Origin of the sequence: Rhizobium herbae (assembly GCF_017873135.1) — a bacterium.
Lineage (GTDB): Bacteria > Pseudomonadota > Alphaproteobacteria > Rhizobiales > Rhizobiaceae > Pararhizobium > Pararhizobium herbae.
On the sequence record NZ_JAGGJV010000008.1, the window covers coordinates 291,965 to 305,091 of the forward strand.

At 60.9% G+C, this 13,127-nt stretch carries 15 protein-coding genes; 8 read left to right on the forward strand and 7 right to left on the reverse strand.

All coding sequences use genetic code 11. From position 1 onward, the window contains the following. The first annotated feature begins 54 nt into the window (after window positions 1–54). Window positions 55–1,704, forward strand: a complete 1,650-nt coding sequence (locus J2Z75_RS21975) for an acyl-CoA dehydrogenase family protein (protein ID WP_209854907.1) — start codon at window positions 55–57, stop codon at window positions 1,702–1,704. On the opposite strand, the gene J2Z75_RS21980 is transcribed toward J2Z75_RS21975, so the two are convergent. Beyond that, window positions 1,686–2,621 (reverse strand): AEC family transporter, encoded by a 936-nt coding sequence (locus J2Z75_RS21980; RefSeq protein WP_209854908.1) that lies wholly within the window; start codon window positions 2,619–2,621, stop codon window positions 1,686–1,688. The genes J2Z75_RS21975 and J2Z75_RS21980 overlap by 19 nt on opposite strands. Window positions 2,622–2,795: 174 nt before the next feature. On the opposite strand from J2Z75_RS21980, the gene J2Z75_RS21985 reads away from it, so the two are divergent. Next, the gene (locus J2Z75_RS21985; protein ID WP_209854961.1) at window positions 2,796–2,951 is read left to right on the forward strand and encodes a hypothetical protein; all 156 of its coding nucleotides are present in this window, start codon (window positions 2,796–2,798) and stop codon (window positions 2,949–2,951) included. Next, on the forward strand, window positions 2,948–3,292 hold the full coding sequence (locus J2Z75_RS21990) for a DUF6105 family protein (protein ID WP_209854909.1): 345 nt from the start codon (window positions 2,948–2,950) through the stop codon (window positions 3,290–3,292). Before J2Z75_RS21985 ends, J2Z75_RS21990 begins: the two co-directional genes overlap by 4 nt. On the opposite strand, the gene ruvX is transcribed toward J2Z75_RS21990, so the two are convergent. Then, window positions 3,229–3,723: a Holliday junction resolvase RuvX gene (gene ruvX / locus J2Z75_RS21995; protein WP_209854910.1), complete on the reverse strand. Its 495-nt coding sequence runs from the start codon at window positions 3,721–3,723 to the stop codon at window positions 3,229–3,231. The genes J2Z75_RS21990 and ruvX overlap by 64 nt on opposite strands. A gap of 96 nt (window positions 3,724–3,819) precedes the next feature. On the opposite strand from ruvX, the gene J2Z75_RS22000 reads away from it, so the two are divergent. The 3 genes from J2Z75_RS22000 to gatA all read left to right on the forward strand — a co-directional run bounded on the left by J2Z75_RS22000 (window position 3,820) and on the right by gatA (window position 6,425). Next, a complete protein-coding gene (locus tag J2Z75_RS22000; RefSeq protein ID WP_209854911.1) occupies window positions 3,820–4,524 on the forward strand; it encodes a metal-dependent hydrolase in 705 nt (234 codons plus the stop codon). A gap of 84 nt (window positions 4,525–4,608) precedes the next feature. Beyond that, complete coding sequence (gene gatC, locus J2Z75_RS22005) at window positions 4,609–4,896, forward strand: Asp-tRNA(Asn)/Glu-tRNA(Gln) amidotransferase subunit GatC (protein ID WP_209854912.1); 288 nt, start codon at window positions 4,609–4,611, stop codon at window positions 4,894–4,896. Window positions 4,897–4,943: 47 nt separating this feature from the next. Beyond that, complete coding sequence (gene gatA, locus J2Z75_RS22010; protein ID WP_209854913.1) at window positions 4,944–6,425, forward strand: Asp-tRNA(Asn)/Glu-tRNA(Gln) amidotransferase subunit GatA; 1,482 nt, start codon at window positions 4,944–4,946, stop codon at window positions 6,423–6,425. A 157-nt stretch (window positions 6,426–6,582) separates the two neighbouring features. Here the strand turns inward: gatA and J2Z75_RS22015 are convergent, their stop codons facing one another. After that, window positions 6,583–8,199 carry a calcium-binding protein gene (locus J2Z75_RS22015; RefSeq protein ID WP_209854914.1) on the reverse strand — a complete coding sequence of 539 codons (1,617 nt, stop codon included), beginning with the start codon at window positions 8,197–8,199 and terminating at the stop codon, window positions 6,583–6,585. A gap of 409 nt (window positions 8,200–8,608) precedes the next feature. Here J2Z75_RS22015 and J2Z75_RS22020 point away from each other — a divergent pair, with 409 nt between their 5' ends. Continuing rightward, complete coding sequence (locus J2Z75_RS22020; RefSeq protein WP_209854915.1) at window positions 8,609–9,118, forward strand: GNAT family N-acetyltransferase; 510 nt, start codon at window positions 8,609–8,611, stop codon at window positions 9,116–9,118. Between the two features lie 78 nt (window positions 9,119–9,196). Here J2Z75_RS22020 and J2Z75_RS22025 read toward each other — a convergent pair whose 3' ends face one another. The 4 genes from J2Z75_RS22025 to J2Z75_RS22040 form a co-directional block, all read right to left on the reverse strand. Further along, a complete protein-coding gene (locus tag J2Z75_RS22025) occupies window positions 9,197–9,454 on the reverse strand; it encodes a YjhX family toxin (protein WP_209854916.1) in 258 nt (85 codons plus the stop codon). Between the two features lie 194 nt (window positions 9,455–9,648). Further along, window positions 9,649–10,554: an NAD(P)/FAD-dependent oxidoreductase gene (locus tag J2Z75_RS22030; protein WP_209854917.1), complete on the reverse strand. Its 906-nt coding sequence runs from the start codon at window positions 10,552–10,554 to the stop codon at window positions 9,649–9,651. Window positions 10,555–10,631: 77 nt separating this feature from the next. After that, window positions 10,632–11,084 carry an Rrf2 family transcriptional regulator gene (locus J2Z75_RS22035; protein ID WP_209854918.1) on the reverse strand — a complete coding sequence of 151 codons (453 nt, stop codon included), beginning with the start codon at window positions 11,082–11,084 and terminating at the stop codon, window positions 10,632–10,634. 72 nt (window positions 11,085–11,156) lie between these two features. Next, window positions 11,157–11,465: a DUF1294 domain-containing protein gene (locus J2Z75_RS22040; RefSeq protein WP_209854919.1), complete on the reverse strand. Its 309-nt coding sequence runs from the start codon at window positions 11,463–11,465 to the stop codon at window positions 11,157–11,159. 149 nt (window positions 11,466–11,614) lie between these two features. Here J2Z75_RS22040 and gatB point away from each other — a divergent pair, with 149 nt between their 5' ends. Further along, the gene (gene gatB, locus J2Z75_RS22045) at window positions 11,615–13,117 is read left to right on the forward strand and encodes an Asp-tRNA(Asn)/Glu-tRNA(Gln) amidotransferase subunit GatB (protein ID WP_209854920.1); all 1,503 of its coding nucleotides are present in this window, start codon (window positions 11,615–11,617) and stop codon (window positions 13,115–13,117) included. Window positions 13,118–13,127: the final 10 nt, after the last annotated feature.

Here is a 13,127-nt window from a genome sequence, read left to right on the forward strand (position 1 = left end):
TTATCCCGTCCCGGTGCTGTTCCTAAGCATCGGGACTTGGGTTAGAAACGCCACATGACTCTGAACCGAAATGAACAGAAACTTGCCGATCTGAACCAGCCGAAACCCTGGTCGGGGATCAATGCCTTTAGGTCCGATCCGCTGGTGGTCGATATCGCCGCGTCGATGCCGCGTCCCTTGCGCGACGACTTCGAATCGATCGGGCGCTACGTGACCTCGCCGGAAGCCCAGGATCTGGCGCGCATGGCCAATGAGGGCGTGCCGAAGCTGCGCACCCATGGGCCGCGCGGCGAACGCCTCGACGTGGTCGAGTTTCATCCCGCCTGGCATGCTCTGATGCGCCGGTCGATGACCTCGGGCCTGCATGCGTCCGCCTGGGAAGATCTGGCCGACGAGCGCGGCCGTTCGCACAAGGCGCGCGCCATCCGCTTCTACCTGACGGCACAGCTCGAATGCGGCCATCTCTGCCCGCTCACCATGACCAGCGCGTCGGTCGCGGCAATCTCCGCGTCGCCCGCCGTCCAGAAGGAATGGGCGCCGAAAATCCTGTCGCGCAAATATGATTCGACCAACCGTCCATGGATGCAGAAGTCGTCGGTGACGATCGGCATGGGCATGACGGAAAAGCAGGGCGGCACCGACGTGCGCGCCAATACCTCGACGGCCGAGCGGGTCGGCGAGGGGATCTACCGGCTGAACGGCCACAAGTGGTTCATGTCTGCACCGATGAGCGACGCCTTCGTCATACTGGCGCAGACCCGCGATGGCCTCGGCTGTTTCCTCGTTCCGCGTCTGCTGGAGGATGGATCGGCCAACGGCCTGCGCTTCCAGCGGCTGAAGGACAAGCTCGGCAATCGTTCGAACGCGTCTTCTGAAGTCGAATTCTCCGACACGTTCGGCTTCGTGCTTGGAGCGCCGGACGCGGGTATCCGCACGATTCTCGACATGGTGACGCTGACGCGGTTGGATTGCGCGCTGGCCTCCGCCGGCATGATGCGCGCCTCGCTGGCAGAGGCGGTGCATCACGTGCGCGGCCGCAAGGTTTCCGGCAAGCCGCTGATCGCCCAGCCGATGATGACGCGGGTGCTGGCCGATATGGCGCTCGACGTCGCCGCCGCCAGCGCTTTGTCCTTCCGCCTTGCCGAGGCCTTCGACAAGGCGCGCGATAGCGCCGAAGACGCGGCCTATGCCCGCATCATGACACCTGTTGCCAAATACTGGAGCTGCAAGATCGCGCCCGCGTTGATCGCCGAGGCGATGGAATGCCTTGGCGGCAGCGGTTATGTGGAGGAGCGCCCCATCGCCCGACATTATCGCGAAGCCCCGGTCAATGCGATCTGGGAAGGCTCCGGCAATGTCATGGCGCTCGACGTGTTGCGCGTGCTGACACGCGGCAAGGATCTGTTCGAACTGTTGTTCCAGGTGATCAGCCGCGATCTCGGTCCGGCTGCGAAAAAGACCGTCGATGTGCTGCGGGCGGCGATGTCGCTCTGCGAGCGCGACGAAGGTGCGGCTCGCATGCTGGTCGAGCAGCTGGCGCTGGCTGCCGCCGCCGCCGAACTTTACCGGCTCGGGGCAGGGCGCATTGCCGATGCTTTCCTCGAATCCCGGCTTGCCGCCGGCTGGCGCTCCACCTACGGCATGCTCGATTCGCGCTTCGATTCCGCCTATATCGTCGACCTGCTTTATCCGGCGGCGATATAGCCGGTCACGGTCAGTACCAGCGGAATGCTGAAGAACGAGGCGACGGTCTGGATTGTGGCGACGGCCGCGTAGAGCGGCGCGTCGCCGCCCATCTGCTTGGCGAGCAGGTAACCGTTCATCGCCGTCGGCACGCTGGCGCCGAGCGCGATCACCAGCAGGGCGTCGCCGCGAATACCCAGAAGATAACTCGTGCCGACCATGAAGACCGGCATGATGATCAGTTTCAGGAAGACGGCGAGAAGGGCGACAAGGCTCGGTTTCAGCGCGTCCGACACTTTCAGGCCTGCGCCCACCATGACGAGGCCGAGACTGAGCGAGGCGCTCGCCAGCATCTCGATGGCGCTGAGCACCGGGCCATAGACGGCAATCCCCAGATAATTGAGCGCGATACCCAGCACAGAGGCGACGATCAGCGGATTGGTGGCAATCTTGAAGGCGAAGAACCTGAGCCCCTTCGGTCCGCCATTAAAGCCGATGAGCACGCCGATATTGTAGAGATTGATCGGGATGATCACCAAAGTCATGACCAATGCCGTCAGGCTGAGACCGATCGGACCGTAAAGCTTCTGCGCGATGGCAAGCGCCATGAAGCCGTTCCAGCGTGTGGCCGTCTGGAAGATCGAGGTGAAGGATGCCGACGAAACGTGTCTCGCGCGCAAAACCGGCCAGAGCGACAGCAGTGCCACCGACATCAGCGTGATGCTGCCGATCGTCGCCAGTGCCGTCGCGTCGGGTTTCATGCCGGCGAAATTGGCTGTCGCCAGTGTCGAGAACAACAGAGCCGGGAACAGCACATAGTAGCCGAGCTGCTCCAGTCCTTCCCAGAGTGTGAGGTCGATCAACGGCGAGCGCTTCAGCCAGACGCCCAGCGAGACGAGCAGGAAGATCGGCAGGATGCTTTCGAAGATGATCGTCATGGGGGAAAGGCCTGAAGGAGGGAGGTGTTTCACCGATAGCCCCTTGTCCACAGGCCGGCAACCGGACCACGCGGAAATTAACCTTAACAAATGGTTTACGTTGCGCCGTCAGGGTTAACGGACAAGAGTAGGGCGTGAAGAGAAATTAACGATTTCCGGAATGGAGCACGTTCGGTGAGAACTGGCTTGACGATCATCATGATGATGTTTTTTGCGAGCCTCGCGCTCGATCTGGCTGTCCCGGCCCTTATCCTTGTGGGCCTGCTTGCGCTGGATTGGGCATCGGCCCGGTTCAAGGGCGGCGCGGTCATGCAGGGGAGGCCGGCATGAAGTGGTTCCTGATCCTCTGGGCGTGCCCCATCATAATTCTCACCGGCTGGTACGGCCTTTCCTACTACGACATGAGCTTCGGCATCTTCATGCTGACGCGCCAGGCGCACGATCTAGTCTTCGCCGTTTATGGCAATGTGCTCGGCCTGCCGCCTGAAACCATTCCGCCGCTGGTCGCCCGCGCCATCGCCTTCGATAGTCTGGTCGTCTTTGCGATCATCGCCTATCGCAAGCGCCGTGAAATCCGCGCCTGGTACAACGGGCGCTTTCCGGCAGCTCAGCCTTCTGAATCGAAGGCTGGACCCTTTGCCAAGGATGCCAACCTGTCCAGCGCGCCCTGAAGAATGAAGGAGGCGGCCGCCGAATCGATCCGGTCGGCCCGCTTCTTGCGCGATACGTCCATCTCGATCAGCACGCGTTCCGCCGCCACCGTCGACAGCCGCTCGTCCCAATAGACGAACGGCAGGTCCGTCTTTTGCTCCATGTTGCGCACGAAGGCGCGCGTCGCCTGGGCGCGCGGCCCCTCCGAACCGTCCATGTTGATCGGCAGGCCGATGATGAAGGCGGCGATCTTTTCTTTAGCGGCCATGGCGACCAGCGCTTGCGCATCGATGCCGAATTTCACCCGCCTGATCACCTCGCGCGGTGTTGCGAACCGTCGCCCGAGATCGGACACGGAAATGCCGATCGTCTTGGTGCCGAGATCAAGCCCGCAGATCGCCTGGCTGGGAGCAAGGGTGGATGCGAGATCTTCGACGGTGAGAACAGTCATGTGATTTGCCGATTCTGTCTTTAAGGATTAGTCGGGTGATCCATATCCGCATCCCGCCGGCAAATCATCCCCGCCGCTCAATCAAGGAGTATTTTCATGAAGATCAAATGGCTCGGACATTCCGCTTTTCATCTCGAGACCGCCAAGGCGAAAATCCTGATCGATCCGTTCTTCACCGGCAATCCGTCCTTCGACGAATCGTCCCGCAAGGATGCCGCGGCCGGTCTTACCCATATCCTGCTCACCCACGGCCACGGCGACCATGTCGGCGATACGATTGCGCTGGCGAAGGAAACCGGTGCCACCGTCGTCGCCAACGCCGATCTGGCGGCGTGGCTCGGATCGAAGGGCGTCAAGGCGATCGAGATGGGCAATACCGGCGGCACCATCCATCTCGGCGGCTTTTCCACCACCTTCGTCAACGCCCTGCATTCCTCGGCCCAGTTGACGGAAGACGGCGTGTCGCATTCGCTCGGCAGCGCCAACGGCCTGGTCCTGCATTTCGAGGACGAGCCGACGCTTTATCACATGGGCGATACCGACATTTTCTCCGACATGGCGCTGATCCAGGAGCTGCACCAGCCGGAAATCGGCCTCGTGCCGATCGGTGACCGGTTCACCATGGGCGGTGCCGTGGCGGCGCTTGCCTGCCGGCGCTTCTTCAAGTTCGGCAGCGTTCTGCCTTGCCATTACGGCTCCTTCGGCATCATCGACCAGACGCCGGAGACCTTTGTCGCCGGCATGGACGGCGCATCGACGAAGGTCGAGACACCTGCTGTCGGCGGTATTGTCACCGTCTAAACGGCCCAGGATGCATTCCCCCGTTGCGTGGCAGCAATCCGGCCATTATAGCGGGGGAAAGTTCCTTGAAGACCGGAGACACCCATGTCCGTAGACCTCGCCACCGTGAAGCGCGTCGCGCGCCTTGCCCGCATTGCCGTCACCGAAGAAGACGCACAGCGCATGACCGGCGAACTGAACGGCATCCTCGGCTTCGTCGAGCAGTTGTCCGAGGTCAATGTCGATGGCGTCGAGCCGATGACCTCGGTGACACCGATGGCGATGAAGAAGCGGGCGGACGTCGTCACCGACGGCAACAAGGCCGACGATATCGTCGCCAATGCGCCGAACGAGGACCGGAATTTCTTCCTTGTCCCGAAGGTTGTCGAATAAGCCTTCACTGCCGCCGCCCGAACGCACCCGATTGTTGAAAGCCTGCCATGACCGACCTGACCCGCCTGACCATCGCCGAAGCGCGCACCAAACTCGCCGCCAAGGAAATTTCCGCCGTCGAACTGACGGAGGCCTATATCGGCGCGATCGATGCGGCCAATGGCGCGCTGAATGCCTATGTCGTCACCACGCCGGACAAGGCACGCGACATGGCAAAAGCGTCTGACGCCCGTATTGCTGCCGGCAAGGCCGGTGCGCTTGAAGGCATTCCGCTCGGGATCAAGGATCTGTTTGGTACCGAAGGTATCCACACCCAGGCCTGCAGCCATATTCTCGACGGCTTCAAGCCGAAGTATGAATCCACCGTTACCCAGAACCTGTGGAACGATGGCGCCGTCATGCTCGGCAAGCTCAACATGGACGAGTTTGCCATGGGCTCGTCGAACGAGAGTTCCTATTACGGCCCGGTGAAAAACCCCTGGCGCGCCAAGGGCTCTAACGTCGATCTGGTTCCCGGCGGTTCCTCCGGCGGTTCGGCCGCAGCCGTTGCCGCGTTTCTCTGCGCCGGTGCCACGGCAACCGATACCGGCGGCTCGATCCGCCAGCCGGCCGCGTTTACCGGCACGGTCGGCATCAAGCCGACCTATGGCCGCTGCTCGCGCTGGGGCATCGTCGCCTTCGCCTCGTCGCTCGACCAGGCCGGCCCGATCGCCCGCGACGTGCGCGACGCGGCGATTCTTTTGAAGTCCATGGCGAGCGTCGATGCCAAGGACACGACCTCCGTCGATCTCCCGGTGCCGGACTATGAGGCGTCGCTCGGCCAGTCGCTGAAAGGCATGAAGATCGGCATTCCGAAGGAATACCGTGTCGACGGCATGCCGGAAGAGATCGAAACCTTGTGGCAGCAGGGTATTGCCTGGCTCAGGGACGCCGGTGCCGAGATCGTCGATATCAGCCTGCCGCACACCAAATATGCGCTGCCGGCCTATTATATCGTCGCACCCGCCGAAGCCTCATCCAACCTTGCCCGCTACGACGGCGTTCGCTATGGCCTGCGCGTCGATGGCAAGGACATTGCCGACATGTATGAGAAGACCCGGGCGGCCGGCTTCGGCACCGAGGTCAAGCGCCGTATCATGATCGGCACCTATGTGCTGTCTGCCGGCTATTACGACGCCTATTACCTGCAGGCCCAGAAGGTCCGCACCCTGATCAAGCGCGATTTCGAACTGGCCTTCCATGCCGGTGTCGACGCGATCCTGACGCCTGCGACCCCATCCTCCGCCTTCGGCATCGCCGACGAGGACCTCGCGTCCGATCCGGTCAAGATGTACCTCAACGACATTTTCACCGTGACGGTCAACATGGCGGGTCTGCCGGGCATCGCTGTTCCCGCCGGCCTCGACCACAAGGGCCTGCCGCTCGGCCTGCAGCTGATCGGCAAGCCGTTCGAGGAGGAAACGCTGTTCAGGACGGCGCATGTCATCGAGCAGGCCGCCGGCAAGTTTTCGCCTTCAAAGTGGTGGTGATTGGCGGATAACATTCGCTTCACAGGCTTGAGTTCGCATCGAAGGGACGTGTTTGGATTGCAACACGGCCCTTCGTCACTTCTACGGTGCGCGACATTGCGTTTGCAGCAATCCGTCACGGCGAATGAACCTGCGCTTGCGGGTGGACATTATGCAGTCACGCAAACCAGAAGTCGCTCGCACTCAGATCATTCACGCCGGCGATGGTGAGATCATTGTCAACATCGAAGTGAATGATGCTGCTCCCCCCGGATGAATCGATGTCCAGATCGGCAAAATTGTGAATGTCGATTGCCCCAAGGGCCTTTAGGTCGATGATATCCTTGCCCTTTTGAAAGTCGGCCATGTCGTGCCCATTTTGCGGGGCGAAGACGAACCGGTCGGCACCGCTTCCGCCGAGCAGGGTGTCGTTGCCAATGCCGCCAGTCAGCGTGTCGTTTCCGTCTCCACCCTTGAGGACATTCTGCGAGCCGCCGAAAACGGTGAGATGATCATTCCCCGAACCGCCATCCAGAAAGCTCGCTCCGACAGAGTTGCGCGCGACGGTGGCCAAGAGTGTGTCGTTGCCGGAGCCGCCGAACAGATGGTTTTCCGCTTGAGAACCATCTGTCACATCGGCTTCGGCCTTCACTGAGAGAAGGGCCTTGAGATGATCGTTGCCGGAACCTCCGTCCAGGACATTCGAAACGTCGTACAAGCTACGGTGTGGAAAGCTCGGCCCGCCGTGAGCATCGGCATCGAGGCACGCCGTCAGAGCGTCCTTTCCATCGCCGCCCTTCAGCTGGTTTAGCGCCTTGACAAATCCGCCACGCGCGGTGGAGGCTGCACTGAGACTGTCATCTCCCTTGCCTCCATCCAGGCGGTTGGTGACATCCGTGGCGGCGTTCTCGCCATCGGTGGAATGCGTCGCCTTCAGGACGTCATTGCCTCCATCACCCCAGAGTTCGTTGATGCCCACCGGTGCCCGCGAGTTTGAATCTGTCAGATTGTATGCTCGCAGCACGTCATTGCCCGTACCCCCGTGAAGGGCGTTCGACACCAGTTCGGTGGCATTGGACACCCCCATGGCTGAGGCATCGAGAACATCGTTACCGTTCCCGCCGCTGAGAGTGTTGATGGCCTTGGCGATGAAGCCGTTGAACTCTGTCTTGGCCAGAGCGGTGATGCGATCGTCACCCGAACCGCCTGCGACGGAATTCATCGCGATGTTGCCGTCAAGTGCGCCACGGGTGTCGGCAACGACATGGATCGTGTCGTTGCCGCTCCCGCCGAGAACGCGGGTCGCTACGGTCACATTGCCGAATACGGCGAACACGACATTGGCCTTTGCGGTGATAACATCGTTGCCCTGGCCGCCGTCGAGCAGGAGCTTCGCGGTCAAATCGTGATCCTGAATGGTCGCGTCTCCGCCCCGAAGGCTTACAATAGCATTGAGAGTATCGTTGCCTGCGCCGCCGCTCTGGATTGCACGTCCATGAACAGGTTGAGTGCCTTGTAGTGGTACGACGATTTTGGTCGTCAGCGTGTCGTTACCGCTGCCGCCGAAGAGCGTCGTTCGGTTGAACGTGCTCCTCAGTTCGTCATTGCCGCCAAGGCCGAAGACAATGTCGCCTCCTGCCTGTGCGCTGAGCGTGTCGTTGCGATTGGTGCCAACGATCACATTGTCTGGATCGATAAGGAATGGCCACTCAATCGTCGCAAGATCTGCAAGGCGCTGGTTGGTGCTCGCTGCCCGTTGAGCGAACAGGCTTTTCGTTTCGCTTAAAACCACCATCTTCTTCTCCGTCTTGGTAAATGCTGCCGGTATCCCAAACACTTCCCGAGCCTCCGGGGGTATGATCGTGTCTCTGGCAGGGGGCGGGATAGTTAGCGCTATGCAGGCAGGCCGAAGAGAGAATCATCGCCTAAAGCAGCGATGGTTTCCAGCAGCGCAATGGTTCTCATTTGGGTGCAATTTCATCTGAATTGATGAGCCGTGTAGGTCAAAAGTACTCAGTTCTCGGATGAGCCAAATGGAGAAAGCCGTAATGATAACGAATTGCGAGAAAATCTGAGGCGTCAGATTGGTCGATTGCGAGAACGGTGATGGCGTACGCGCGGCGGCTTCTGGAATAAAACCAGGACGTGTCTGCGACTCGCCAAGAATCGATTCGGATGGTTTCATGGGATGAGAGAGGTGCTTCATGATTGTCACCCGCCATGCCCGGCAGGAAGATGTATCCGCGCTCGTCGACATAGGTCTGCAGGCGTGGGAGAGGGCCGTGTCCGGCCTTGTCGACGCGCAGGGCATGCGCCGTGTCGCGGAACTGTCGTTTCTGTCCTTCCTGAGATCGAGTTGGTTTTCGGTCAGTGTCATCGAGAGTGGCGGTACCGTCGTCGGCTGGGCGGCCCGTGAAGATCGCGATGGCAACATCTCCGATCTCTGGATAGAGCCCGCGGCCCAGCGCAGCGGTCTCGGCTCTGCGCTGCTTGCGGAGCTGGAGAGCAGGATCCTTGCCGAGGGCTTTGGCGCTGCCGTCATCAAGACGCATGCGCAGAACACCCAGGCGATCGGGTTCTTTCGCAAGCATGGATATTCGATCAGCTCGCTCTCAACTGCCTACGCGCCCAAACTCGACAGGGACGTCGAAACGGTCGGCATGACCAAAACTCTGGAAGAGCCTGTTGTCCAATTGGGGCAGCAGTGGTTTTGAGCAGAACGCTCATATGCCCGGAATCATGTATCGATGTCCCGGCGAGAGCGTTCATCCGCTCCCGCCGGGATATCTCCGTCAGCGGTTGTTCAACTGCGCCCGCACAAGAACGAGGCCGCGTTGGGTGATCCGGTAGGGTCTGCCGCCGGAGGAGGAGATTGCCTTCTTGCGCTTCAGCTTGCGGAAAAGCTCCAGCCCGAAATCGGGATAGAGCCAGCCGTCGCGCGTGAAGCATCGGGCCTGGTCGATCGTTTTACCGTTTAAGCGGATGATTTCGATGCGCCCGCCCTGGGCCATGAGGTGAAGAATACGCTGTTCGTCGCGTGAAATGTCCATTGATGGTGAGATCCGAAAGGCGTTCGGTTGAACGCATGAAAACGGGTCTGGCGTTCGGTCGAACGTCAGGGCTTCGTTTTCCGGCCCGTGCGCGCAAAAGGTTTTGCGGGCAGGGCCCTCAGGCAATCTCAGACAAGGAGAACATCAAAACTCCATAAGGACGACCGCTTTTTAAGCGAAAGAGGAGAGCGTCGTCAAGAATGCGCTGGGAACATCAGCGACTGATGAAGCCCAAGCCCCGCCATCACGCCATCGGCGGAAACGAGCGTGATGTTGCCGAACGCGCGGGCAATGTCGCCGGCGGCGTAGACCCCCGCGACACTGGTCGCCTTCATGGCGTCCGTGGCGATGATCTTGCCGGCGGCGGTTTCCTCCAGCGCGCAGCCGAAGGTCTGGGCGATGGTGCCGCGCATATGTAGGTCCGGCCCGACGAACAGCGCCTTGACCTCGACGCTCCGCCCGTTCTCCAGACATACCCGCAACATCTCGCCCGTGCCCGTCTCGATGGCGCTGACAAGGCCTGCCTGCAGGCTGACCTTGCGTCTTTCGAGAAGAGCGAAGGCGCCCTCGTCCGGCTCCGGCATGCCGTTGGTAAACAGGGTGACATCGCCCCAGTCGGCAACCACGGCCGCCTGATGCGCCGACATCGGATGCGTTGCCAGAACGCCGAGCGGCCCGCCGCCGATTTCATAGCCGTGGCAATAGGGGCAATGCAGCACGGTCTTGCCCCAGCGTTCTTTCAGGCCGGGAATCTCGGGCAGGCGGTCTTCCATGCCGCTGGCGAGAAGCAAACGACGCGTGGCGATGCTGTCGTGTCCCGCAACGTGAACGCGGAAATCGTCGATCATGCCTTCCGCAGAGAGAGCCTCGCCTTCGATGAAGGTCACGGTCGGATAGGCGGCGAGCTGCGCCCGCGCATCGGCCAGAATCTCAAGACCCGATTTGCCGTCGAGCGCCAGAACGCCGTGTGAATGCGCGGCAAAACGGTTGCGCGGTGTTCCACTGTCGATGATTGTGACACGCCGTCGTGCACGGGCGAGAATGTAGGCTGCGGACAATCCGGCAAAACCGCCGCCGATGATGATTGCGTCCTGTTGCATGGTCTTTCCTTTCATGGCTCCGCCGGCCGGACGCCCGAGAGGGAAACCGGATGGCGAACGACTGGAGATGGTCAATGTCAGCCGAGCTGTTTCAGCGTGGCTCTGTGTTCGGCAAAGCGCCGCTTGAAGTCGTCGGCGAGCGTGGCAAGCGTGACTTCGCCCAGCCGCGCGATCAGCATCGCCTCGGCATCGCGGAATGCATCGTCCAGGGCATGATTGACCGCCTGTTCGACAAGGCAGCCGGGGCTTTCGCTGACATTGCCCATCTGGAACAGCATGGGCTCGCCAAGGGCGGCATAGATATCGCGCATGCTGACGTCTTCGAGTGCCCGGGCGAGCGTCCAGCCGCCGCCATGGCCGCGGACGGAGGTAACGAGCCCGGTCTCGCGCAGCCCGGCCATGGTGCGGCGGACGACGACGGGATTGGTGTGGAGGCAGGTCGCGAGCTCTTCCGACGTCATCGGACGATCGCGCTCTGCCATGTGCAGCAGCGCGTGCAGCACTGCGGAAAGGCGGCTGTTTCTTTTCATGTAATAATAATAGTTACGAATAGGATCGCGTGTCAAGCCGGATCGAAAATTCGAGAGACGGTGGGGCAGCAATTATCTGATGAAAGCGAGAGCGTATGGAAACCAGATAGGGGCTGAAAGCCATGCCGCAAGCGCGGCGATATGAAGGGTGACGATCAGCATGAGCTCGGTGCGAAACGGCTCTTTCCGCGTCTTGTGTCGAAGCAGCTCTTGTCCCGCGACAGCGCCGAGGCTGCCGCCGATCAGCGCGAGGCCGAGTAGTCTGCTTTCCGGCACGCGCCAATGCCCTTCGCGGGCCGCGTCCTTGTCCCACCAGAAGACGCAGAAGGTGATGATGTTGATCAGCAGAATGATCAGGACGATGGTCTGGCTCGTTGTCATGGTTTCATCTTGGCAGGCAGGTCTGAACGGACTGCAAACGCGCCGTCTCCGGCGGGTTTGCATGACCTTCACGCGCGACAAGCCTTGCACGCCATAGCCAATTGTTCTACCCAGAGAAACACGAATTTAAGCTTACAGAAGAGCATTCCATGACCCTCGTCGACGTCCGCATCTCCGAACCGAAACGCTATATTCCCGGCGCCACAGGCGACTGGGAAGTCATCATCGGCCTTGAAGTCCATGCCCAGGTGACCAGCAATTCGAAGCTGTTTTCGGGTGCGTCGACGACGTTCGGCAACGCGCCGAACTCCAACGTTTCGCTGGTCGACGCGGCGATGCCCGGCATGCTGCCCGTCATCAACGAGGAATGCGTCAAGCAGGCCGTGCGCACCGGTCTTGGCCTGAAGGCCCAGATCAACAAGCGCTCGATCTTCGACCGCAAGAACTACTTTTATCCCGATCTGCCGCAGGGCTACCAGATCTCCCAGTTCAAGGATCCGATCGTCGGCGAAGGCAAGATCATCATCTCGGTCGGGCCCGATCGTCAGGGCCAGTTCGAGGATATCGAAATCGGCATCGAACGGCTGCATCTGGAACAGGATGCCGGCAAGTCGATGCACGACCAGAGCCCGACCATGTCCTATGTCGACCTCAACCGTTCAGGCGTGGCGTTGATGGAAATCGTCTCCAAGCCGGACATGCGCTCGTCGGATGAAGCCAAGGCCTATGTCACCAAGCTGCGGTCTATCGTGCGTTATCTCGGCACCTGCGACGGCAACATGGACGAGGGCTCGATGCGCGCCGACGTCAACGTCTCCGTGCGCCGCCCCGGCGAGGATTTCGGCACGCGCTGCGAAATCAAGAACGTCAACTCCATCCGCTTCATCGGTCAGGCGATCGAATACGAAGCCCGCCGCCAGATCGGCATTCTGGAGGATGGCGGCTCGATCGACCAGGAAACCCGCCTGTTCGACCCGAACAAGGGTGAGACCCGCTCGATGCGCTCCAAGGAAGATGCGCATGACTACCGCTATTTCCCCGATCCGGACCTTTTGCCGCTGGAATTCGACGATGCTTTCGTCGCGGCGCTGAAGGCCGATCTGCCGGAACTGCCCGACGACAAGAAGGAGCGCTTCGTGCGCGACCTCGGCCTGTCGATCTATGACGCCTCCGTCCTGGTTTCCGAAAAGGCGATCGCCGATTATTTCGAGGCTGTCGCTGCCGGCCGCGACGGCAAGATCGCCGCCAACTGGGTGATCAACGATTTGCTCGGTGCCTTGAACAAAGCCGGCAAAGGCATTGAAGAGACTCCGGTTTCGCCCGCCCAGCTCGGAGCCATCCTCGACCTTATCAAGTCCGAAGTCATCTCCGGCAAGATCGCCAAGGACCTGTTCGAAATCATCTGGACCGAGGGCGGCGACCCGGCCGAACTGGTCGAGTCTCGCGGCATGAAGCAGGTGACCGACACCGGCGCCATCGAGAAGGCTGTGGATGAAATCATCGCCGCCAACCCGGATCAGGTCGCCAAGGTTCAGGCCAAGCCCTCGCTTGCCGGCTGGTTCGTCGGCCAGGTGATGAAATCGACCGGAGGCAAGGCCAACCCGCAGGCCGTACAGGCTCTGGTCAAGGCCAAGCTCGGCATCGAGGAATGAGCAATTCCAG

Bases quoted from the DNA above. Each gene is read 5' to 3' on its own strand.
- J2Z75_RS21975 (WP_209854907.1), top strand. From the start codon at position 55: ATGACTCTGAACCGAAATGAACAGAAACTTGCCGATCTGAACCAGCCG.
- J2Z75_RS21980 (WP_209854908.1), bottom strand. From the start codon at position 2,621: ATGACGATCATCTTCGAAAGCATCCTGCCGATCTTCCTGCTCGTCTCG.
- J2Z75_RS21990 (WP_209854909.1), top strand. From the start codon at position 2,948: ATGAAGTGGTTCCTGATCCTCTGGGCGTGCCCCATCATAATTCTCACC.
- ruvX (WP_209854910.1), bottom strand. From the start codon at position 3,723: ATGACTGTTCTCACCGTCGAAGATCTCGCATCCACCCTTGCTCCCAGC.
- J2Z75_RS22000 (WP_209854911.1), top strand. From the start codon at position 3,820: ATGAAGATCAAATGGCTCGGACATTCCGCTTTTCATCTCGAGACCGCC.
- gatC (WP_209854912.1), top strand. From the start codon at position 4,609: ATGTCCGTAGACCTCGCCACCGTGAAGCGCGTCGCGCGCCTTGCCCGC.
- gatA (WP_209854913.1), top strand. From the start codon at position 4,944: ATGACCGACCTGACCCGCCTGACCATCGCCGAAGCGCGCACCAAACTC.
- J2Z75_RS22015 (WP_209854914.1), bottom strand. From the start codon at position 8,199: ATGGTGGTTTTAAGCGAAACGAAAAGCCTGTTCGCTCAACGGGCAGCG.
- J2Z75_RS22020 (WP_209854915.1), top strand. From the start codon at position 8,609: ATGATTGTCACCCGCCATGCCCGGCAGGAAGATGTATCCGCGCTCGTC.
- J2Z75_RS22025 (WP_209854916.1), bottom strand. From the start codon at position 9,454: ATGGACATTTCACGCGACGAACAGCGTATTCTTCACCTCATGGCCCAG.
- J2Z75_RS22030 (WP_209854917.1), bottom strand. From the start codon at position 10,554: ATGCAACAGGACGCAATCATCATCGGCGGCGGTTTTGCCGGATTGTCC.
- J2Z75_RS22035 (WP_209854918.1), bottom strand. From the start codon at position 11,084: ATGAAAAGAAACAGCCGCCTTTCCGCAGTGCTGCACGCGCTGCTGCAC.
- J2Z75_RS22040 (WP_209854919.1), bottom strand. From the start codon at position 11,465: ATGACAACGAGCCAGACCATCGTCCTGATCATTCTGCTGATCAACATC.
- gatB (WP_209854920.1), top strand. From the start codon at position 11,615: ATGACCCTCGTCGACGTCCGCATCTCCGAACCGAAACGCTATATTCCC.